General features: G+C 31.8%; 7 protein-coding genes and 5 pseudogenes. 5 read left to right on the forward strand and 7 right to left on the reverse strand.

What is annotated here, in order from left to right; translation table 11 throughout:
• Positions 1–6: 6 nt before the first annotated feature.
• Positions 7–315, forward strand: a pseudogene (locus AAGD65_RS02150) (transposase); the annotation flags it as partial.
• Here AAGD65_RS02150 and AAGD65_RS02155 read toward each other — a convergent pair.
• From AAGD65_RS02155 to AAGD65_RS02170, 4 genes and pseudogenes are all read right to left on the reverse strand, one after another.
• A complete protein-coding gene (locus tag AAGD65_RS02155) occupies positions 297–7,940 on the reverse strand; it encodes a tetratricopeptide repeat protein (RefSeq protein WP_341810976.1) in 7,644 nt (2,547 codons plus the stop codon). The pseudogene AAGD65_RS02150 and the gene AAGD65_RS02155 overlap by 19 nt on opposite strands.
• Before the next feature lie 585 nt (positions 7,941–8,525).
• Positions 8,526–10,286 carry a hypothetical protein gene (locus tag AAGD65_RS02160; RefSeq protein ID WP_264683210.1) on the reverse strand — a complete coding sequence of 587 codons (1,761 nt, stop codon included), beginning with the start codon at positions 10,284–10,286 and terminating at the stop codon, positions 8,526–8,528.
• 20 nt (positions 10,287–10,306) lie between these two features.
• Positions 10,307–11,355: pseudogene (locus AAGD65_RS02165) on the reverse strand (IS481 family transposase).
• Positions 11,356–11,424: 69 nt separating this feature from the next.
• Positions 11,425–11,990 (reverse strand): annotated as a pseudogene (locus AAGD65_RS02170) (AAA family ATPase).
• A 235-nt stretch (positions 11,991–12,225) separates the two neighbouring features.
• On the opposite strand from AAGD65_RS02170, the gene AAGD65_RS02175 reads away from it, so the two are divergent.
• Positions 12,226–12,936, forward strand: a complete 711-nt coding sequence (locus AAGD65_RS02175; protein WP_007302673.1) for a class II aldolase/adducin family protein — start codon at positions 12,226–12,228, stop codon at positions 12,934–12,936.
• A gap of 168 nt (positions 12,937–13,104) precedes the next feature.
• On the opposite strand, the gene AAGD65_RS02180 is transcribed toward AAGD65_RS02175, so the two are convergent.
• Complete coding sequence (locus AAGD65_RS02180; RefSeq protein ID WP_264683211.1) at positions 13,105–13,752, reverse strand: heme exporter protein CcmB; 648 nt, start codon at positions 13,750–13,752, stop codon at positions 13,105–13,107.
• Between the two features lie 108 nt (positions 13,753–13,860).
• Between AAGD65_RS02180 and AAGD65_RS02185 the strand changes: the two genes are divergently transcribed.
• Positions 13,861–14,238 carry a TraR/DksA family transcriptional regulator gene (locus tag AAGD65_RS02185; RefSeq protein ID WP_254229723.1) on the forward strand — a complete coding sequence of 126 codons (378 nt, stop codon included), beginning with the start codon at positions 13,861–13,863 and terminating at the stop codon, positions 14,236–14,238.
• A gap of 38 nt (positions 14,239–14,276) precedes the next feature.
• Here the strand turns inward: AAGD65_RS02185 and AAGD65_RS02190 are convergent, their stop codons facing one another.
• On the reverse strand, positions 14,277–15,605 hold the full coding sequence (locus tag AAGD65_RS02190) for an IS4 family transposase (RefSeq protein ID WP_264682442.1): 1,329 nt from the start codon (positions 15,603–15,605) through the stop codon (positions 14,277–14,279).
• Between the two features lie 155 nt (positions 15,606–15,760).
• On the opposite strand from AAGD65_RS02190, the pseudogene AAGD65_RS02195 reads away from it, so the two are divergent.
• Both AAGD65_RS02195 and AAGD65_RS02200 read left to right on the forward strand, forming a co-directional pair.
• Positions 15,761–16,880 (forward strand): annotated as a pseudogene (locus tag AAGD65_RS02195) (IS256 family transposase).
• Between the two features lie 179 nt (positions 16,881–17,059).
• Positions 17,060–17,396: pseudogene (locus AAGD65_RS02200) on the forward strand (integrase core domain-containing protein); the annotation flags it as partial.
• A gap of 77 nt (positions 17,397–17,473) precedes the next feature.
• Here the strand turns inward: AAGD65_RS02200 and AAGD65_RS02205 are convergent.
• A complete protein-coding gene (locus AAGD65_RS02205) occupies positions 17,474–22,834 on the reverse strand; it encodes an ankyrin repeat domain-containing protein (protein WP_341810977.1) in 5,361 nt (1,786 codons plus the stop codon).
• Positions 22,835–23,404: the final 570 nt, after the last annotated feature.

Genomic DNA, 23,404 nt, shown 5'->3' on the forward strand with positions numbered 1-23,404 from the left:
TCTACTATTATGAGAAGGACTATAATAATTAAAAAGGCCTATGAAGAGCTGAATAGATTCAACTGGTCAGAAAAGAATTTATTGCCTATGAACAAGAGATCAAGCGTATTCGTGATGAACAGGCTGTTCTTGCTCAAAAACTCGATGATGCTACTCAAAAAGGTAGACTAGAAGGCATCCAAATCGGCCATCAACAAAAAGGTAAAATTGAAGTTACAAAATTCACTTAAGGCCGCTGTTTCTATAGATGTTATAGCTCAAATTACCGGCCTTTCGGTAGATGAAATTAAACAACTTCAGGAAGAAATGGCTTGATATGATCTTTGTAGTCGCTTGTCCACTGTTGTATTATTGAAATAGCTTCTAGGTTTATTATCAGCAATGTCGTTAGGTATTTGCATTTCATATCTACTATTAGTCATCTGCTGCTTGTCTAGCATCTTTTCAATATTGCATTTTAAAATACTCAGAAACTTTTCACTTTTCGGACAAGCTTCTTTTGCAGCTGAATATAAAATATTTGGTATTTGGGAGTAACTCTCGTTCCTTACGTGGCCTGCTATATCTAAATATACTTTAAAAAAGTTAACATCTTTTACTAGTACATCAGATTGTTTAGCTGTTTTTTCAAATATCTTTTCAAATTCTTCTACGATATTCAGTGTGTTAGCCAGAGCTTCTTCAGGAGTAACAGAACAAAACTTAGGAAGAGGATATTTTTTATCTAAGAAACTTTGTAATAAGAAGAATCCTAAGCCAATATTATTGCTGACACAAACTTCACTGCTAAATTGGCTATTACCAGCTGTATTAGAATAATTTGCTGAGGTTTCAGGCAAAGCAGCTATAAACCCACCTATAGAGCTTTTTATCCAACCAAATAAACCATTTATCCACGAAGATGGTCTTGTACCACTACTCATTGTGTACTCACTTCTACGGTTTCTAATGTGCTGCCTATGTCTATGAGGTTGGTCAGATAACATCATAACTTCTGTGAAAACATCATCGTACACTTGATCCTTATACTCTCTTTTTACAATATTTATATCTCTTGCCATACTTATTTCCTTCTCATGATCTTTTAACACTATCTCTTTATCAGCAAATTTTATTGATAACGTTTTCATCTTAGTTATTTTATAGAATTTATTAAGTGTAATACTGCAAAGATCATCTCTAGTAATAGTCGAGTCAAAAGCATTAGTTATTATTAAATCACGGAAATTGTTACGAACAAAAGTATAGTTTCCTCCTTTTCTAGGCGTTATAAGCTCAGTACCTTTCTCCACATCTTGATCAGTTACCACAATAATCTCCTTATCCTTTTCAAATATCAAAGGTTGTGGTTTTAATTCTAATTCAGAACTTATTTTCATAGGCGCACTATCTGAGATGATATGAAGATTTTCATACCAATCCAAACCGTCTTTTAATCTTATTGTTAGCACTTCTAATAAAAAACTTTGTCCCATTTCTGTTTCTAACTTAACTAGCAAATCATTTCCATCTTGAAAAATTCTTGGCAGATTAATATGTATTTTCAAATCATCTTGTATTATTTTTACCACGTTACGTAAATCTAATGTATCTATGGAACTTCCTTCATCAAAATTATAGATGTTTACTTCTGGTATAGAAGAAATACTATGTTCATATCTTTTCTTACCTGAAGCTATAGTAATTACGTATATATTCTCACCACCATTTCCAATTAAGTGACTGTTATGGATTGGGTGATTGTGAAGTGCCTCAAATTTCCCATGTCCAACAAGTATAGATTCACCACCTGATTGCACAGCGATAGTCATATTGAGTTTATTCGCTATAGCTGGATAACTTTTTATAATTTCATCAATAGTTGTATTAGTACTCTGTATTGCATACAAATTTCTTTCCTTACCCACTTTTATTTCAGCGCTGTCTTTTAATTGATAGATTATATTGTTCATTATGTTATATGAGATAGCTATACTAAAGTTTCCATTTGCAACTTTTGGAAAAAAATTGAACTTTATGCTATTTTGATCTTTAACATCAACACTCTGAATATCAGCAAGCAAGTAGTCGAATATAAACCTATGATTACTTTCAAAACTATTAAGTAATTTAACAAATGCGATACCTTTTTGAAATGGTATAATATAGCTAAAGTTACCTTTTAGTGCCAGATTATCTAGTTGAGTATAAGGCCTAACTATTACTTGTATATTATAGGCACAGTTATTACTTTCTATCTGCAAATAATCAAGTTTTTCTTTACTACCACCATTACCATCCACGAATTTAGTTTCACATACATTAAATATACGGTCTGCCTTAGCTTTTCTACCAAGCACTCTTTCTACTGAATTAATTTTTAATCCAGAATAACCACTGTGCTTATATATGATAGTACTAATGTTTGTATTTAAATACACACTAACACTTATAGCTTCTTGAGCAAACCCAGTGAGATCTAAGGTATCAATTCCATCCTCTCCGTACAAGTACCCTGCTATAAGATCTCCCTGTAAAACAAATATATCATTCTTATTTCCCCCATAGTATTCTTTAGAACCATCATTCACTACAAATATGTTCGGGCTATCCTTAAATCCTTTTGCATAATCTTCACCTTCTCCTAAATTAATTAGAGTATACCCTTCTGTTTTGTTATTAGATAAACCAATTGCATTTTCACATAAATATGAACCATAATTTGGAGCAGGCTCACCATCTCCTCTTGGTAAACAAAATAATCTTCCACCGCTTGGATCATCCGGTCTTGCTCTACTCCATTTTATATCATTTCTTTTTCTATCAAGTAGTACTGTACTGTTCAAATCTATCTCAAACTTAGTTGTGCATTCTTCAGTATGATAGCCTAATATAATTCCAATTGATGTTGGGTATGACATTTCACGACAAAAATCTACAATTGATTTACCAGTAGGAAAGACATAGCTTTGAATATCACTATGCTTCTTTAGATACTCAAATCCTTGCTTAACTAATTGGTTATAAAGTTGTTTTTCCTCCATTAATTCTTCTATATATTGTTCAGGTTGCATACCTATAAATGCATGCAATCCCTCAATAAATTTTTCCCTTCCAGTTAAGTGAATTATTTCATCAATTTTATCAACTCTCTTTATTGCCGTATAAATATCAGTACCAACAAATACTACAGCTCCCATTCCTGCTCCAATTGGTCCAGTAATAGATGATACTCCTTCTAATACTTCAAAACCTTCAGCAACTTCAATCCCAACCTCTGCAGTATCAACACCTAGGTAAATACTATCTCCTACTACGCCAACTAATGCTTCTTCCGTACCGTTTCTAAATGCTTTTATCTGATTTACTAGATCATAAACAACAAAGGCAGAAGTACCACGTGCAAGAAAAGGTGATGCTGCTCTTAAATATTTACCAAGTAATGCTTTTCCTTCTGAGAGTAAATTTAATCCTTTACGAGATGCAACTTCAGCAACTTTAGCAAATCCTTGACCACCGGCTATAAAACCAACATTAATTGCTACACCCTGATAATCTCCATTAAAAAAGTCAGCTAAAACATTTTTAACCATCATTCCATGCATGGTTATGCTAGAGATTTTCTTTACTCTACTTAAATGATTCATGACTTTCTGATTACTGGTAAGCTTATCAACCAAATTGCTAAACTTACCCTTAACTTGAACTTTACCTGCTAGCTCAATTAGCTGAGAATGCTTTTCCTCTGGTAGATCTTTAATATAATTAACGAACTTTTCACTATCTATCTTAATTTTACTAAAATCTCTTTTCTCATCTTTTTCTGTGTTAAATTTATCTACATCTTCCCAAGAAAGCTCACACTCCCCGATCTTTACTTCTCTTTTTCTTCTTCCTAAACTTGTACTCGGCAAACATTCTTCAACTTTACCTTTTCGATATATTTTATTAGCCCTTTCTAGTAACTCTGCTGCTCTTTGATGATTACCTAAAGCTTTCTCAGCAAAAGCTAAATTTTCTAAGGCTATAGCTACTTCAAAATGATCTTCTCCATAATGCTTCTCTAAAATAGGCAAAGCCCTTTCTAGCAACTCACTCTGTTGCTGATAATCATTTAAAGCTCCATAATTGATACCCAGATTTACTAATGTTTCAGCTACTTCAAAATGATCTTCTCCGTAATGTCTCTCTAAAATAGGTAAAGCCCTTTCTAGTAACTCTTTTGCTTCTTCATAATCACCTAAAACTAGACAAGACATACCTAAACTTTCTAGCATTATCCCTACTTGAAAATGCCCTGTTCCATAGTGCTTCTCTAAAATAGGCAAAGCCCTTTCTAGTAAATCTTTTGCTTCTTCATAATCACCTAAAGTTTCGTAAAAGTTACTAAGATTCGTTAGAGCTATAGCTACTTCAACATGATCTTCTCCATAATGCTTTCGTAAAATAGGCAAAGCCCTTTCTAGCAAATCTTTTGCTCTTTGAGCATCACCCAAAATCTCGTAAACAACACAAAGATTTGCTAGAACCATAGCTACGTAAAAATGATCTTCTCCATAATGTCTTTCTAAAATAGGTAAAGCCCTTTCTAGTAACTCTTTTGCTTCTTCATGATCACCTAAAGCTCCATAAGTGGTACTAAGATTTACTAGAGCCATAGCTACTTCAAAATGTTCTGCTCCATAATATTTCTCTAAAATAGATAAAGCATTTTCTAGCAGCTCTTTTGCTTTTTGATAATCACCTAAAGCTCCATAAGGGATGCTCAGGTTTACTAATGTTTTAGCTACTTCAACATGATTTCCCATATAATCTAAAATAGGTAAAGCCCTTTCTAGTAACTCTTTTGCTTCTTCATAACCACCTAAAGCCTCATAAGGGATGCTCAAGTTTATTAATGTTTTAGCAACTTCAAAGTGCTCTACTCCGTAATGCTTCTCTAAAATAGGTAAAGCCCTTTCTAGCAACTCCTTTTGTCTTTTGGGATTACCAAAGCTAAAATACCCATCACTTATCCATATTAATAAATTCTTAAGGTAATCTTCTTCTATTTTTTCTTTATCTTGAGGGTTCTTTTTTAACCAATTATCTATATGTGATAAAAATGCCTCTAAGTGTGGTAATAATTCTCGTTTCCTAAGATAGTCTTCTAATTTATCACCACCATAAGGAAAATTTGCTTCTAGTAACTTGAAAGTCTCGTCCATAACCTCCTTGCTTTTACCCTCCTCTGCTAACGCTATTCTTGTCACTTCTTGAACTAATTTATGGGTACTCAACACACTTTGCTTTTGCTCGCCACTCACCATAGAATATTTTATAAGTGAACGAATAGCTGACCTTAATTCCTCCTCGCTAATCCCTGTCAAACCTAAAAATACTTCTCTGCTAATCTTCTCAGGTGCAAGATAAGATACAATATTTAAAATCCTTAAAGCTAATTCTCCATATCCTTTGTTACCTGCTATTTCATCGGTTGTAATTTTCCAAGTGGTGAAAGTTGTTTTTGCGTAATCATTATCAATTCCTCTGAATAATGCAGAATCAAGCAGGTCTTTCGTCTTCTTTTCATATTCATTCAGATAATCATCTATATCAAATTCCCTGGTAACTCTTTGGTCCTCAATGTATGCTATTGCTTGTTTTATAGCTAAAGGAAAGTATTGCAATTTTTCTACTAAGGTTTTTATCTTTTCATTTTGAGATTCATCTTCTATACTCAAGCCCTTTTTTACAAATTCTATCGCTTCTTCTGGCTTTAATTCGTTCAGGTTAATAATTTCTATCCCTTTGTCCCACTCTAGATTACGAGAAGTAATTAAAATATAAGGTCCATTACCACCCGGTAATGAATCATGTAGTGGTAAAAATTTATTCAAATAATTACTTTCCTCAGCATCATCAAAAATAAATAAGCTTTTGCTATTACTAAAAAAATTGTAAACTTCTTCTACGGTAGATCTTATATCCTTTTCTTTTCCATTTGCATCTTTTGTATCAATTTTTAGCTTATCCTTCGCTAATCGAGTAAATGATTCAATAAGAGCTACCTCGCTTTCACCGTTGATCCATATAACGTTGTCATAATAATTTTTACTATATTCTTGAACATATTGTCTAGCTAACTCAGTTTTACCTATTCCCCCTAAACCGCTAATTAAGGTTATTTGTGATATTACTGTTACTTTTTCTGAACTACGTTGTATCTTATTATGTAGGTCAATTAACTCTTCCCTTCTTCCAGCAAACAAAATTACTGGCTTCTTTACATCAAACCAAATTGGCTCTCTTACTTGCTCTCTTGCTACGATTATACTATGTATTTCATCAAGCTTTTTATCTACTTTCTCGAAACTTTCTCTAATTTCCTTTCTTCCCTCTGCAATAGAGTGTGCTATCTTTTGACTAGCTTCCTGATGTTGCTTTATTATCTCACTAAAGACTTTCTTAACCTCGTTTTGATTACTTTCTATATAACTTGATAGCTCATTAAAGTTCTTACCTATATAACCCTCTAATTCATTGAAGTTCTTTTCAGCTTCCTGCTTAAATTCCTCTTTAAAATTGCTTAGTAACCTCTCTTCAATTAACTTCGGATCTTGCTTATTAATCTCATTCAATAATTCACCTTGCCATTTTCCCTCATATGGCTTTAAAACATACCTATACTCTTCTCTAGGAGGATTTTCTTCACTGTATTCTATTGTGAATTTTTTTATCTTCTTTTCTACTTCCCATTTAAAAAGAAGACGATAGCCATATTTGCTAGTATCACTCTTTCCATCTCTTCTCCTATAGTATTTATCAGCACTACCATCGCTCTTTATTGTTACTAATCCCGCTTTATCAAATAATTCTGCAGTATTCCATGAATTTTTACTTTCTAAAGTATGTCCTGGCTTAATATGAGGAATACCAGTAGAAGTTTGTTTATATGTTTTTGACTTTCCCAAAATAATACCCTCAGTAATTGAGAAAGCACAAAACTCTTCTTCGGTATTTTTTCTATAGTAATCAACCACTCTGCTCACAGCATCTTCTGCTAATTTTGTCATTGCTCTCTGCCAACTTCCATCTGCTTTAACTTGTACAAATTGGCTCTCAAAACTTTGAAAGATCTCAACACCAGATTTTACTAACTCTTCCCTAACTTTAACCGGATCTTTTTTAAAGATATACAATTGATCTGTCAGCTTTTTTAGCTCTTTTCTATTATGATGACTACCAATGCCAGATGTTATTATTTGAAGAACGTTGATTCCAATAAGAGGAATTACCTTTGATTCCCCTTCTCCTTGTTCTGTTCCACCTTTTCCTGTCCTCGTCAGTTTATTAATAAAATCAGCCCATTTACCTGGTTTTTCCTTTTGATTTTCTAGTCTTTCATAATATTCTGATAAAGAGCGTTCATAAATAAATACAAAATCTTCAACAAACTTTCTGAGCTTTTCATGCACTTCCTTTTCCTGTGTAGAAAGTCTTTTTACTTGACCAGAAGATTTTTTTAAATGTTCTTCTAAAGTCTCAATAATCTTTTCCTTATTTGATTGCTTAGCAATATCAAGTGGAGTTTTACCATCCTTATTTTTAATGTTTACATCTATACCAGGCACATTCAAAAGAAGTTCGACAATGTCTTGATGATTTTTGCTTACAGCAACATGTAATGGTGTATTACCACCATCATTGAGATCAATATCATTAATATTTTCTACTTGAGTAAGTAACCCTTCAATTTCACTAATCTTATTTAGCTGAGGATTATCCGTTCTATGCTCACGTATCGCAAGAAACAACTTGGCAATATTAATATCATTAGGGTTATATTGACGTCTTATTCTATTTTTAAATTGAAAAGATTTACTGTTTTGTTGCTTATTCAGCTGCTCTTTCAACCGATCAATGATTTCTGAATTAATCTCTTTTTTTAGATTACTTACTCGATGTTGTGTCCTCAGCATACACACCCCCTATATTACCTAAAGCTTTTATATAGTAATTAGATGCATCAGAAAAACAAAGGATTTTTGAATATTATGGTATTTTGTTGAAGTTTTTGAGCTGGGCTTATATTAAGAGTTTCGTTTTATCTTTAAATTTTATTTTCTCTACATTACCTCAGTTTTCCTTTGCTATTAAATAAATTACTATTGATCTAGTATCATATTTTACTAAAAGTCTAATAAAAGTAGCCATTTCCAGCAACCAAAACCAAGAAGCGTGAGAACTGTTTTTCTTGGGATGCGTTGGTCTACCAAACGATACATACGAACTTTTTTATATAATAATTTTACTATACCATAAAACCAGCTAGATTGGCTCGTTTTGCTAAATTTACATACGAACTGACTTGTTTATCTTTGTTGCAAAGATTTCACACTTTTATTTTTGTGACCATGTTTTTACTCAACGTGTTCTCACAAATATACGATCTTTTTATGTTTTTGTAAAAAGTAAATAATTCAATTTGCTGTGGCACTAATAGACTGATATTTTTATAAAATCTTTTCTATATTAGTTCAAGCTTTTCAAAAATTTTAAATCTTTTATATTCTCCAAGAAGGTCCTGCAACCGGTTCATGAGCTACACTACTAAATGCAGAGCTTGGTAGTTGCATTTGCACCGAATCTGACATTTGTAATTGTGTCACTATTTCTTCAACTGCATTTTTTTCCTCTATCAATGCTTTTCTTTCTTGCTCTGTAGCTTTTCTTGCTTGCTTTGTTTCTGCAATTACATGGAATCTTAATTCATTAATAGCCTCGTCATCAAATTCTTCTGCAGATTCATTTTCCTTATGCTCACGCTGAACAAAATTTTTGCTTAATCTATCAATTTCATCATTTAATTTTGCCAACTTACCCATAACATGCTTTTTTTCTTCCTTATCGAATACATATTTTTCTTGAAGTCTAAGCTGTTTGCTCTTTAACTCTTCTTTGAGATTTCTGTATTCATTGCAAATACCCTTAAATTTCTCTTTATAGTCTGTATTTAACACCAGGAAAGTACACTGCTGTTCTAAGCACTCTTGCACACTTTGATTTTGTATTATTGTCTCTATGGGTATTTTAAAATTACAAGCTTTACTATACATTAAATGAATAGCTTTTTTTCCTGCCTGTGCCATTTCATTTCTTACTTTTTCTTTATTCAGACTCTCTATTGCTTTTTCCAAACGTATTGCGACTTCTTTTGCTTCCTTCTTAAGAAACTTAGCCTTTCCTTTTTCGTCCTTCAGATACTCTTCAACATTAACTTTCGTCTCATTTTGTGTTTTAAATTTCCCTTTTAAGCTTTCTGCTTTTTCTTTTAATTCCTTTTCATTTTCTTTATGTCCTATGCCTACACTAACTAGAAAATTACCAAGTATTGTCCCTTCCTTCATCAATTTATCATATCCATTACATAGATCCTGGTATGCTATCATATAGTCATGTTCCGTCTCCTTCGACTTTCTCTCTTTACGTTCTTCATTGGATTTTTTGTAATCATCATAAAAACCTTTTATAAATGGTAACACAAAAACCAATGGTAATGCTATAACTGGTAACTTAACCGCCACACTACCAGTAACTATTACAGCTAAAGCACAACCTCCTATTTCCAGTTTATGGTTTCTTACTTCTTTGAGCAATATTTTGCCCTCTGTTTCCTCAACCTTAAAAAGGAAGTTTTCCATATTCTCTTCTTCTCTTTCATACATTTCCAACTTTATTTTCAGGTTTTTTATACGTTTCGTATTCTTATATTTTATAAACTTATCCTCTGATGAATTTATTGTTTTCTTACATCTTTCTATCTCTTCACTAAAGTGTTTTTTAAGGTATTTATAAGACACTCTTAATTCTTTAAGTTGTGATTTTAATTTCTCCGATAAATCTTTTTGTTTATCTTCTATATCCTTCTTTTCTTTCTTTAGTTCCTCATTTTTATCATCATTTAATAATTCATTTTGTACTTCTATTAATCTTCTAAAATTTTCTAATATTTTATCTTTAATACCTCTAGTTGATTTTTTATGTTCATTATATGCTATAAGTGTTAATTCACAACCAGATGTTAACGGTTGTTCCATTGATAACACATGCTCAGCAACACTCTTTTCTGTTATATCTTCTAACTTCCAACCTAAAAACTCCTTTAAATCACAAAATACTGCTCCGAAGTAGTACTTTTCATATATTTCTATTATTGTACTCAGTGCTTTATATATACTGTTTTCTTTTTCGAAAATCTCCCTACTTTTTTTATGACTACTCTTGTCTGTATGACTCTTTAGGAAAAACTTTTGTACTAGACACAACTTAATCTGACAGACACGAATTAACTGACAGAAGAATTGAGGTAGTTAAAACTAATATCAGTCTCTTGTTTAATGCTACTAATATTTTTCTGAAAAGCAATGTGTTTGCTATCAAGAAAAGTTTGCATAGGCATAGCAGTATTTACCTGAGTGAGGCCTGCTCTCATTGTAAGAACGCAACCAATGATCAACATCTATCTGCAGATCTTCCAAAGAATTGTAGATTTTCTTGCGAAAAATAATATTGTAACACTCATCTTGCATAGTTTTATGGAATCTCTCGCATATGCCATTAGTTTGCGGAGTTGGTTTTAGAATATTTTCAATTCCTAAATATAGCTGATAAGCGTGATTTTCTGGTTTGCCACAGTATTCCGTACCCCTATCAGTCAAAATGCGCAACAATGGTACGTTTTGCCCATCAAAGAAAGGTATATTAAGAAGATCTGCTGCAGTAATTGCAGTTTTGTCTGTATAAAGCTTTGCCATAGCAACTCTTGAATAGGTATCAATAAAAGTTTGCTGATAGATTCTTCCTATACCCTTGATATTGCCTACATAATAAGTATCTTGAGAACCTAAATAACCGGGATGTTCTGTTTCAATTTCACCATGTGCTTCCCTTTGTTCTTTAACTTTTTCTAAAGCCGCAAGTTGCTCCTCTGTTAGAATTATTCCATCTTGCATAACTTTTGCCTCAAGAGCCTTCAGTCTTTTTTTGAAGGTCTCAAGGTCATTTCTCAGCCATACAGATCTCACTCCACCTTCAGAGATTATTATGCCCCTTTTTCTAAGCTCATTTGCAGCTCTTTGTTGTCCATATGCTGGAAATTCTGTAGCTATGGCAATTACTGCCCTTTCTATATCTTCGGAAACTCTGTTTGCTAATAGAGGTTTTTTCTTACTTATTTCATGTAATGCTTCTTCTCCTCCATTTTCATATAATTCCTTGAATCGATAAAACGTATCTCTCCATTACTTTACACGCCTGTGATACATTTCCTAATTGCTTTGCAAGTTCTAGCAATCCCAACTTTGGTTTTAGTATTTTTGTTTGTATTGTACTCATTTCTAACACTCCTTTTGTTTGTTTATTATTTTATAACTTACTTTTTTAAAGTGTCAGATCAAGTGTTATTTAGTACACGTAAACACTATTAATTTGGCCAAGTTTGTACATCTGACTTACTATTTCTTCTGCTACTTCTTTTATACTCATATTTGAATTTTCTATCTCTATAGCATTTGGTGGCACAAATAAATTTTCCGCTCTAAATTTAATACTATTTATATTGGTAACCTTCCTATTTTTTCTTTGCTTTTTTAATATAGTACGCTCTTGTAATATCAATGGATTGCACCTAAGTACTATGGGAAGGATTTTTGTGCTCATTTTTTTACTAAGTTCTACTATTGAGTTATATATTGTTATGTTGTCATTATTATTTTTCATTAAGTCATCAAGAAATATATAATTTTTGAATCAATTGGATAGGCTTCTACTGCCTGAAGCATAACCTGCACAATGTTATATATTCTATTTTGAACTTCTTTGGAAGTTTGATTATATTCAAATCCACTTACAATTAGTGCATTTATCATACTAGATAATACTATTGCTGTAGAAAGTTTACCACTTCCTGGAAGACCGGTGATATATATGAAAAATTTTGTTAGCTGTTTTTTTATGTCAATATTTACCATATTACTTTTAATATTAAAATCTACACTTATAATAACATAAAAACAAGGCTTTAAAACATATGAAATATTACATAAAAAGCCGTTTTTATAGTTAAAATATTATTTAATCTAGAAATGTAAACTCTAATCACCTAAGGCAAGTAAAAGTGCTTAGTATTTTAACGTAGGTTCACCTTTTAGTTTGTAATAAACTTTTTTTTACGTATAAATCTTTAGAAAATTTTAGTCAAGAGCTATGTTATTAACAAATAGTGAGTTGAAAAGAGACCTAGTTAACGCCTATCAAATTTTATCTTATCTTAAATTAGATGATCATACGTATACTCATCTCTCTGTACGTTCTGAAGATAAAAAGTCATTTTATGTTTATCCGTTTGGTATACGTTTTTATGAAGTAGATGAAAGTTCATTGATGAAAGTATCGTTTGATGGGAATATAATTGAAGGCAAAGAATATCAATATAATAAAACTGGCTATGTAATCCATGGCTTCATTTATCAAGCAAGGAAAGATATTCAAGCAATTTTTCATCTACATACACCTTCTATTGTAGCAGTTTCTTCTCTCAAGGATGGATTACTCCCAATAAGTCAGTGGGCGCTGCACTTTTATAATAAGGTATCTTACCATGATTATAATTCCCTGGCACTTGATGATACAGAAGGAAAAAGATTAATAGCTGATTTGAAAGAAAATTTTGTGATGTTAATGCGCAATCATGGATCTATAACATGTGGTCAGACTATACAAGAAGCAATGTTTTATACGTATCACTTAGAACAAGCTTGTAAAACTCAATGCCTGATGCTAGCAATGAATAGGGAGTTGTCAATTCCAAGTGAAGAAATTTGCTCAAAAGCCGTAAAGGATCTTCTGTCTTTCGAAAGCAATCTTGGTGAGAGAGATTGGCACGCATGGGTTAGGTTGATTAAAGGTAAGTTATAAAAGTTTCTGACTCTTCGATAGATATTAGATTTCTTGCATAACCAGCCAGTCTGAAATCCAATAATGGTTTCACACGCTGTAATTCATGCAAGAAGTCTAATGTCTCCATCTCTACTTAAGTTAACACCCTTAACTAAGCAGATACAAGTAAATAACTAGTAAGTTTTTTCAATCCTGCTCCACAGCAAATTTTAATGCTATGTGAGTAGTTATAGTGCTGTTAACAATTAAAATGACAAAAACTAAGATGGTGATTAGTAGTGTATAAATATTCAAGGATAAATTTTCAAATTGAGTTAGCAATTTGAAATATACAAAAGTTGGCATTATCATTGGCAAAACAAGAATTTGCGACACTCCTGATGCTAAGTTATTTCGACCAATCATCAATGCATTTCCAGTAGCTGAAATATTAATGATTATCAGCGTATTAAATAATAAAGACACTCCAACTGCTATTGAATGTTCAATATTATTGCCTAGAATTGCAAAGCTGAACATGAAAGAAATCACTGAAATCGGTAACCCAAATAACAACCAGTGAGCGAAGATTTTATAAGCAACTATCAGCCTAGAAGAGAGTGGCTGCACAAAGATTTGCTCTAATATTCCATCATGATAATCAGATGTAAATAAATTATTTGTAGAGATCTGCAAAACAAATGTAGCACATATCCATGTTAATGTTAATATGACTTCTTGTTTACTGTTGTTTTCAAGTGTATATGAAGATAAACTTAACATTATAATAAAAATACATACTATATAAGTAAGATTATTATCATTTATTACTAATTTTTTTACCAAACTAATCATACCAGGATTTTAAATGTTTATTATAAATTATAGTGTTTACTTTGAGGGTAGTATAATTTTTTGTGTTTACAAGTTATATAAGTTTTAATATATTTTATTGATAATGCTATGGAAAAATTAATAAAAATAAAGTTACCGGAAGATTACGTTCCTTCAGAAAATGAAGAATATATGAACGTAAAACAACTGGAATACTTTAGCTTAAAGTTAAAATCAATACTCTCTGAACTGGAGAAACAAGATCTAGAAGATAGTAGTATTTATTCTGATAGTGAAAATGGAGAATTAATTAAGCGCCGAAAAGATAGAAAAGAAAAAATTAAGGAGGCGTTGGAAAAAATAAAACTAGGCATTTATGGTTACTGCGATGGAACGGGAGAAGAAATAGGAGTCGAAAGACTTAAAGCTAACCCGCTTGCTATGTATTGTATTGAAGAACAAGAGAGAATAGAAAAAGAAAAGAACGTGTATAACATTAATGATTAGAACTTGTCGGGAGTGTTAAATAAACCATACGCGTCAAGTTAAGGAAAAATGAACAAATTTAGTGCACTCAAAGTTGATATTCTTGTTTTTCTATATTTATCTTTTAAGGAGAATTTTGACCAGGTTGAGATGAGTTTTTTGAGGAAAATTTGAACTTTACTGACTACACAATTTAATGTTAAGAATAACTCTCTAACCCGCCTTTTTAGCTCAATAAATGCCTTTGTTAAGCTAAGTTCTGTATTCTTTTTCACTTCTGTGCAACCAACTATGCCGTGAAATATAAGAATTGCGCACAATTTAGCATATAGTTCACATAATACTCTGCATGGCTTTCCTTTTAGCTTATCAAGTCTGATATGGCTTTTATACAATTTAAATAATAACTCAATTTGCCACCTTACTCTGTAAATCGTTAATACTTGCTCAGCACTAATTTTATTTTCTGGAACATTAGTTATAAATATTGACCAGTTCAACAATTTTTGATTTCTTTTAGAGGATGTATATCCCTGCGATCTTGCTAATCTATTAGCTTTCCTTCTTCTGGCCATAGACTGTTCTTCAGTTAGTTTCTGACATATAATTCTTACTCTAATTTTTGCTTCTTTTCCTAACAATACCTCGTTTTCTAAAAATAACTTATCCTCTAAACATTCTAATAACTCCATTTTTTGATTTGTTTCTACATCATATATGTTGGTATCGGATTTATAACGACTTATGAAATAAGCTCCTATTTCATTGATTTGTTTAAAAGAACTTGACACAAAATAACCGAGATCAGATATTAGCAAATCATTGCTTAATATATTACTTAAATGTTTCCTATATCCCTGGTCTGATCTTACTCCCTCCGTTAAATTAAGTTGGTCTATTATCTGATTCATGTAGTCGAAAACTAATTGTAACTTTATTCCAGACTTAGTATTGCTTTCATAGCCACTGTAGCTAGTACCATAACCTTTATACATCTCTTCCATACTGTTAGGTAGAGTAATATAGCTACTGTCCAATAATTTAACACTATTAAATTGCTGTAAGATTTTGCAATCAACTTGCAAGATATTTTTGAAGAGAACCACAGATTCATTATACATCCTTTTCATAAATTCCACTGCTTCTTCAGTAAATCTAAAATCCAAACCTTGTTTTGTTATATCTATCGAGTCCTCGTTTAGTAATTGACACATTGTTTCTACGCTACAATTATCAACCCCTATATTACCCAAGACCATGGCTTTTACGAACGATGAACCTTTTAGCTTTCTCTTTCTTTTTATAAACCTTGTTGTAGTTGAGATTTTATCTGCTTTTTCATTAAAAAATTCTTTGAGCTTTTTTGATAAGCTAGTTATTTTATTCATTGGTTCTCTCACTAAAAGTATTTCTGGGAGAACTTATACCTTATTATTCTATCTCTTTCATACCTTTATTTCCTTAACTTGACGCGTATGGTTAAATAAACTGTGTTAAACCGAGAAGTAAAGTAATAAATTGATAAAAAAATGGAGGTTTGACAATGAGTCAAGCAAACAGAACTACCGGTTTGGTAGACTATAAAGAATTAGAAACAAATATCTTATCATCTATACGAGAAGGAAGACCATTGACAGGAAGAGATGGAGCATTAACACCATTTATAAAAAAACTGCTAGAGGGAAGGCGAGATAGAAAACCATTTGTCAGCTGAAAGCGAAGAAAACAACCGAAGAAATTCAAAGACTTTACGGACAAGTATTTGAACTATTGACACCAAGAGATAGAGAAGGAAGTTTCGAGCCACAAGTAGTCAGAAAAAGGCAAACAACCGAACTTGAAGCAAAGGTTTTAAGTACATATGCCAGTGGCATGGGATATAGCATCGCATGTAGAAGAAATATAAAATATCTGCAGCAGAGATATCAAGTATTACTGACAAATTGTTACCGGTAATCAACGAATGGCGCAGTCGTCCGCTGCAATCTGTATATCCAATAGTGTTCATGGTTTTTTAAGGTCAAGGAGGACGGGCATTGTGTAAGCAAATGTATGTATAACATATTAGCAAAATGGCAGAAAAGAAGTTTTGGGTTTTTATTTGGCTGAAAGTGAAGTTCTGGTTGGGAGTACTAAATGACCTAAAAGAGAGAGGAGTAGATGATATTCTGATAGCTTGCGTTAAAAAGCTTTCCTACAGCTATAAATAGCGTATTTCCTAAAGCAGAAATGTATAGTACATCAGATAAGAAATTCACTGAAATATGTATCGAGCAAAAGTTTTCATGAATGATTTGAAAAAAACATATCAAGTAGAGAAATAGCCGAGAATTATTTACTTGAACTGGAGGAAAAATGGGGAGAAAAATATACTTTAGTTTTGGGAGAATAATTGGGAAAATCTGTCTAGTTATTTTAAATATTCTGGCCCTGTAAGAAAGTTAATTTATACCACAAATCCTATTGAGGGACTACATAGACAGATCAGAAAATTTACTAAAACTAAGGGCTCATTTACTAGCACAAATGCCTTGTATAAACAGGTATATTGTGCTATAAAGAAGGCAGGAGAGAAATGGACTATGCCTATACATGATTGGGCTTTAACTATCTCTCAACTTGATATCTTTTTTCCTGGTAGGTTAAAAATCGAGTTGAACTAAAAATGCGATTTGACACAGTTTATTTAACACTCCCTCTCAAAGATGTGCTTTTAAAATGCTATTTGATTAATAACTTTACTGATATAGGTATGCCTATTTTCAAATTTGCCTCGTAAATTCCTTTCATTACTCCTCCTCATTCCTTGCCATTCAACAAAGCCTCCCAGAAGCACCATAAATACGCTTTTCAACACATATTTAATAGAGTTTGTGAAGAAAATGACACTGAACACCGTTTGACAAAAGTCTTGGACAAATGGGCAAGTTGAACGTATGAATAAAACTTTTAAAAATGCTACAGTTAAAAAATATTACCACCGCTCACATCAGCAGCTCAAAAAGCATCTTTACAATTTTATGATGGCTTACAATTATGCTAGAAGAATTAAAACTCTTAATGGTCTTACACCTTTCGAATTTATATGTTTACAGTGCTCCTCATTTATTTACACTACCATCACACTCTGGAACCATGTATCTAAACTTCTGCTGAAACCTTACTGTAATTGTCCTTAGATTATCATTAAATAATATTAAAAATTTAAGCATCTAGACCCATCTGTTGTAAGAAGATAATGTTTTGCCAGTCAATATTATAAATTGACTATAGCATCTTGCTGACGGCTAAGATTTACGTTGACATCGTTAAGATAACTCTTAATGGCTGGCTGGTTATCTATTTTTCTCCTTTTAGTTTTTGTACTCTCTGTGTCTAGAAACCTTTTGTTTTCTAGCAGTAACTCTTCACTTGATACTGAAGAAGAACTTTCGCTATTTTTTTCTACATAAAGCTCTTTTAAGATTGAGACACCCTTAGCATTCAAATCAGATTTTTCAAATTGTAAGAGCGATTCTCTTTTTTCTACCTCATTTTTTAAATATGTTGATTTATCTTCATCTCTAGTAAACAACTTTTGTATAGCATATACAGTATCTAAAGTATCAAGATGATTTATCCCTATAACCTTCTCTTGTAATTCTTGCAATCGTTGAAGTTCTTGTAATGCTTTTTCTTTATCCTCTAAGCAACTATGTAAAACAGCTATATAAAACTTCACAGATAGTACGTTAGGATGATTATCTAAAAATCCATAATTTTTTTGTAGCTTCAGCACTTTCTCAAAATATTGCAATGCTTTCTCTCTTAATTCTCTTTGAATTACTTTTCCTACCTCTATTGCAACAAAATAAGGAGCCGGTTGTAAGTACTGACTACTCTCTTGATTTATCAGAATATCTTGTAGCTGCCTAAATAAAGCTTGTATACTCAATTCACGAGGTAAATCTTCTTTATGTGGTAACGCTTCTTCATTTATAGTTACTTTTTTTCTTTCTTGACTCATAAAGAAATATGCTAAGGCATAGATATATTTTGTATCTAAATTATAAAATTCATACACCTCGGAAGGATCAAGATAAGGATCATCATCGGAGTTAAAATCACTTATTTTAAGGAAAATTTCATTTCTCAGTTGTCTTACATAGTACAAAGTTGTAAATGCATCAGTATATCTTTTTTGCATTACAAATACTTCAGCTATAATAACTGCCATATCTAGATGTTCTTCTATAAGTTCCATGATTTCTTCGTTAAATGAACTAGTAAATATAAAGTTATTGTATTTACTGTACGACAATGCTTTTTTATAATTTTTTTGTTTGAGATAAATAGAAAGTATTTTTTTATCCAAAGCAAGAGAAGGAAATACATCATTTACCTTCTCTAATTTTTTCAAATCTAGAAAGACTTTTAATGCTTTATCATACCATCCCAAACCAGCTCGCGCACAGGCAAACTCATATTTGATCAACCTTGAATATCCATCATCTACAGCAAGTAATTGATATAATTGCGACGTAAGATTGATAACTTTTTGATACTCATATAACTCATTTAAGCCACTTAAAATTAAACAAGGAAGATTCTTATTTTCTTCTATTAGATAGTCATATTTTTGACCATGATCAAACAAAGATAAGAGGTGAACTACATCTAAAAACCCTCCTTCAGTTTCAGATACCAGTTCTATGACACAACTTAATATGTGTTTTTCCTCATCTATGGTAAACTGTGAACGTATTACTTTTTTTATTAATTCATGCATAGTATAGACCTTGTATTTACCTTCCTTTTTTGGATAAATTATCGAATATTGTTCTAGCAATTTAAAAATGGAGTATAGCCTATCCTCATATCTAATCCAGGGAAGAAATAAATTGGGATCAATTGTACCATGACCAAAATAAGCCATAGCATTTAAAATTTTTAGAACTTTCTCTCCAGAACTCATCTTTTCTATTGTTTCCATCGAGATTAGTAATGTTATTTGCAGTATTCTATCGTATTCATTTTGTCTAGTGTTTCGTGGAAATTTCTGATTAAACCTTTCGTATTGTATTAAATATTCAAAAATTCCAAATGCTTCGCTCAAAGAGCTTGATCCTTTGTTTTTAATACATGCTACTGCTAGATTTATAGCTAATGGAAAACCTTCGAGTTTTCTTATTAGTGCTTTTATTTTTTCATCTTGCGACTTATCTGCTATCTCTAAAATTCTTTTTACAAGTTGTATAGCTTCTTTTTCTCCAAGACTATCTAAAGACACTTCTGCTATATCTTGATAACCTTGATCAGAAGAAGTAAATAAGCAGTCAAAACCACCTCTTTTACCTCTGATCTTTAAAATTCTCTCTAGATCTTCTTTTTTAACTCCCTGAAAAAGGAATAGGCATTTTTCCTCTACTTTATTTCTTTCTCTTTCCATACACATGCTTAGCCTATCTCGGACAAGGGAATCAAAAGAACTTTCTATGGACAATATATCTTGAGTATTTACCTCATAGACATTAAGATAAACTCCTTTGTTTTCTTCAACAAATTTTCTAGCTAGTTGAGTTTTGCCAATTCCAGATGGACCTACTATTATTACTTCTCCCCCATGTAATTTTGTATATATCTCCTCTATTTGTTTCTTTCTTCCAGTGAATTCTTCTACTGGAGCACATACATCCTTAAAATTCATTTTCCCAAGTAGAGATGATAATCTTTTTATATCTGATACTTTTATACTAGGCCAAAAACTCCTAGATCTTGCTGTATTACCATGCTCTGATTCAAGTAGGTTGCTATAGTTTTGAGAGACTGTTTCAGCATGATTTACAAATGCTTCTTTTACTTTTAGATAATAAAACGAATTTGGAATTGTTTTTAAATTTTTTTCCATCAAAGATACAACATCACTATTTTTTTCAGTTCTTCCTATTAACTCTTTGCCTCCTATTATATGTTGTTCTTTTTTTCCTTTTTCTTTAACTAAGTATTTCAAATTCATATCTAAATTTTGTTTGCGCTCTTGACAACAAAATAAGATATGCTCGTTTAAAAAGCTTACCTCTTGTTCAATATGGGATTTAATTTTTACTATAAGATCCTCAATTATCTTTTTGCTTGGCATTTGGATTTCTTTATTGACAATATAAAATACCTTCTCCACTTTAGCCTTAAATTCTTGTATATTTAAGGCATCTAAAGTATACACATAGTTTTCAAGTTCTACGTTTGTAGCTTCTACTCTAATATATCTTGTATCATATGTTCTTTTCGACTTTTCACCCATAAGGGAACGGCGATAACCATACTGACTAGATTTATCCCCACTTTTCTTTCTATAATAGACGAAAGAGCCTTCACTGCCTTCTGCAATTCCGATATTTTCATATAGGTCTCTAAGATTATAACTTATTTCTCCATACTGCGCAAACATACCTTGAAAGTATGTATTTAGAACAAGGGTTTCAGTTATCCCTATATTTCTCAAATCTCTCTTATGTTCTTTCTGAATGTAACATTCAATTATCTTATCTACAATGTCATCTGCTATTTTTGAAACATGATCAAAACCTATTTTCTCAAACTGCATTTCAAAACTTTGAAAAATATTGCATCCAGCATCCATTAATATTTTTCTAAAGCCCAGTTTATATTCATTAAACGTTCCTATTAAGTCTGATAGATTAATAAAACTTTTTGTCGCTTTTGTTACATTACCTTCTCTCAAAGATTCTTTCATACCAAACATCTCCCAATCATCATGTGTTGAACATCCAAAAATACTTTGCACAAACCTGTTAATGCTCACCCCATCCGAAAATATTCTGTTCCCCTCTCTCAGTGTACTTGCAAGTATATCATATATAATAAGCCTCGTTTCAAATGATTGAATGAAACTCAGAACAAACTTCATCAAATTTGAATACTCTACTTGATAAAATTGATAATGATTATTTTCTTTATAAGACAAGCGTATTTTGTTACAGTATTTTTTCTTTTCATTGTATATAAGATCTTTTGAATCTTTCTCAGACACTATTATCGCTGTATTTAGTAGATCAGACATTGCATTTATTTCATGCTTTCCACCCCAAGTTTGAGTCATTTCCATGCATTTCAAGTATGTATCAAATATAAATTCCTGAACTTGATCACGTTTTTTTATCTTATTAAGTTCAGTACAAATTTCCTTTATTGCACTTTCATCAAAAAAATTGGGTTGGAGTTTACTAGTGTCAATATTATACTGCTCAATTTTTTCAGCACCGAATTCATGTTCAAACTCTTTTTTAAAGGTACCTCCTGTAAAATAACTTCCACTGTGACTCTCAAAAAGATCCATAATTTCAACCTTATTTTCAAATCTTCTTTGGCTGAAACATACTTCATCAGCAACCTCACAACGAAATGTCTTCGTTACTAATTGCTTCATTACACTATCTTCATAAATATTTGCATTACTTTGCATTAGCCTTTGAATTGAATGTACATCATGGTCGCTCGCAAATAATTCTTTAAACCTTTCATGAAAGGCATAATCATCAAATTTTACGGGAGTTAAGTAAGCTAAAGCAACGGACCAAAATAAGCAACTGCCATCTCCTGGTATATCAACTTCTTTATATGAAATAAGCGGTTGCAGTATCTTAGCGATATCTTTTCTGTTATTATCTTTAGCAATATCTATAGGAGTCTTTCCCTCTCCATTTAAAACATCAACTTGCGTTCCTATCTTTAGCAAAAACCTAACAATTTTTGATTCTCCAGCACGAACAGCAATATGTATCGGTGTATCATTATATTGATTCACCTGAAAATTAACGTTTAGACTCGGATATGCTTCAAAAAAACTTTTTAGCTTTTCAAGCTTTCTATCTTCTATAAGATTAGAACCCTCTAGAATACTAGTAAATTCTTTCTGTATTTCACTTATTAATAGTGTCTCGCTCAAGATTGGCTCAAAATGAAAATCTCCTTTATTTATTATATGTATAGTATCTTTTTCATTATAATCTGTACTTACAAATTTGGATCCTAATCCATCAATAAGAGACCCTGACCATTCATATATGGGAAGATATTCAATAACATGCAGCTTAACATTATATTCATTACAAATCATGCTTCCCTCAATTTTAGGTCTGCCACATATAGGAACCTGCAACGTATTTCCATACTTTAAATCAGTTAATGATGAAGCCACTTCTTTATTGTCCTTCTGCATTCTTTCTATATCTTCATTACTGTATTCTATACCAACCAAATAAGTCTTCCATAATTCATCATCATCAATACCAGGCCCTGGAGGTATTACTGTAGAATCTTCACGGTTTCTAGCATCGGCTATAATCTTTTCTTTCATTTCTTGACTAATTAAAGCTTGCTTCCTACAAATTTCTCTCAAAGATTTCACAGTAAAGTTCATTTCAGGTTTTAATTGCTTAAGTCCTTGTGCAACTGCATCAAAGAAACAATCCCCTTTTCCAATTGCTTTCCCTATTGTAAAACCTTCCAGCTGTAATATTTGCTGACTACTAGATAGCAGTGTGTCTTCTTTTTGCATTCTTATTAACCTAGATTGATTATCTGCTACTTGTTTCCATGTATTTTCTTTACTTAACATAAAGCCCCCTATATTTTAATATTCATATTTGAATTGTTTGGTCGTAAACCTCTTTTCTGAAGATTGGTTTTGACATCTAATTCATTTGATTCTTATACAGCTGTACTAAACTGCTCTACAAATTTACTGTAGAAACCTCATGGTAATCCTAAGTAACTTTGATTGCTAAGTAACAGTGTGCCTTTCTTTTGATTTCTTACTAAACTAGATATATTCTTAAAAAAGCCAGGATTGCTTTCTGAATGATGTACATAATACAATTCATCTAACACCCCATGTATTCTTTACATTGAATTACATTATAGCTAAAAAGATCTAGCAGAGCAAGAACTTTTTAGCATTTTATTTTAGTTTGTATTTTTAAAACTAAAGCCAGTGCTTGCAAAAACACTTCTGTTTTTTTACTGCAATGTACTCTTTCTATTTCTAAATACTAACTTAACTTTACGTATCACTAAAAACTTAATAATACATCCATTTTCAGCACCCAAAACGAGCAAGCGTGAGAGCTTTTTGTTTTGGAATGGGTTGGTCTACCACTTGTTCTACGCGAATTTATATCAATTTATT

The sequence above is a fragment of the Wolbachia endosymbiont (group B) of Chesias legatella genome, assembly GCF_964026945.1.
GTDB lineage: Bacteria > Pseudomonadota > Alphaproteobacteria > Rickettsiales > Anaplasmataceae > Wolbachia.

Coding starts and splice junctions, on each gene's coding strand:
- AAGD65_RS02155 (WP_341810976.1), bottom strand. CDS start 7,940: ATGCTGAGGACACAACATCGAGTAAGTAATCTAAAAAAAGAGATTAAT.
- AAGD65_RS02175 (WP_007302673.1), top strand. CDS start 12,226: ATGTTATTAACAAATAGTGAGTTGAAAAGAGACCTAGTTAACGCCTAT.
- AAGD65_RS02180 (WP_264683211.1), bottom strand. CDS start 13,752: ATGATTAGTTTGGTAAAAAAATTAGTAATAAATGATAATAATCTTACT.
- AAGD65_RS02185 (WP_254229723.1), top strand. CDS start 13,861: ATGGAAAAATTAATAAAAATAAAGTTACCGGAAGATTACGTTCCTTCA.
- AAGD65_RS02190 (WP_264682442.1), bottom strand. CDS start 15,605: ATGAATAAAATAACTAGCTTATCAAAAAAGCTCAAAGAATTTTTTAAT.
- AAGD65_RS02205 (WP_341810977.1), bottom strand. CDS start 22,834: ATGTTAAGTAAAGAAAATACATGGAAACAAGTAGCAGATAATCAATCT.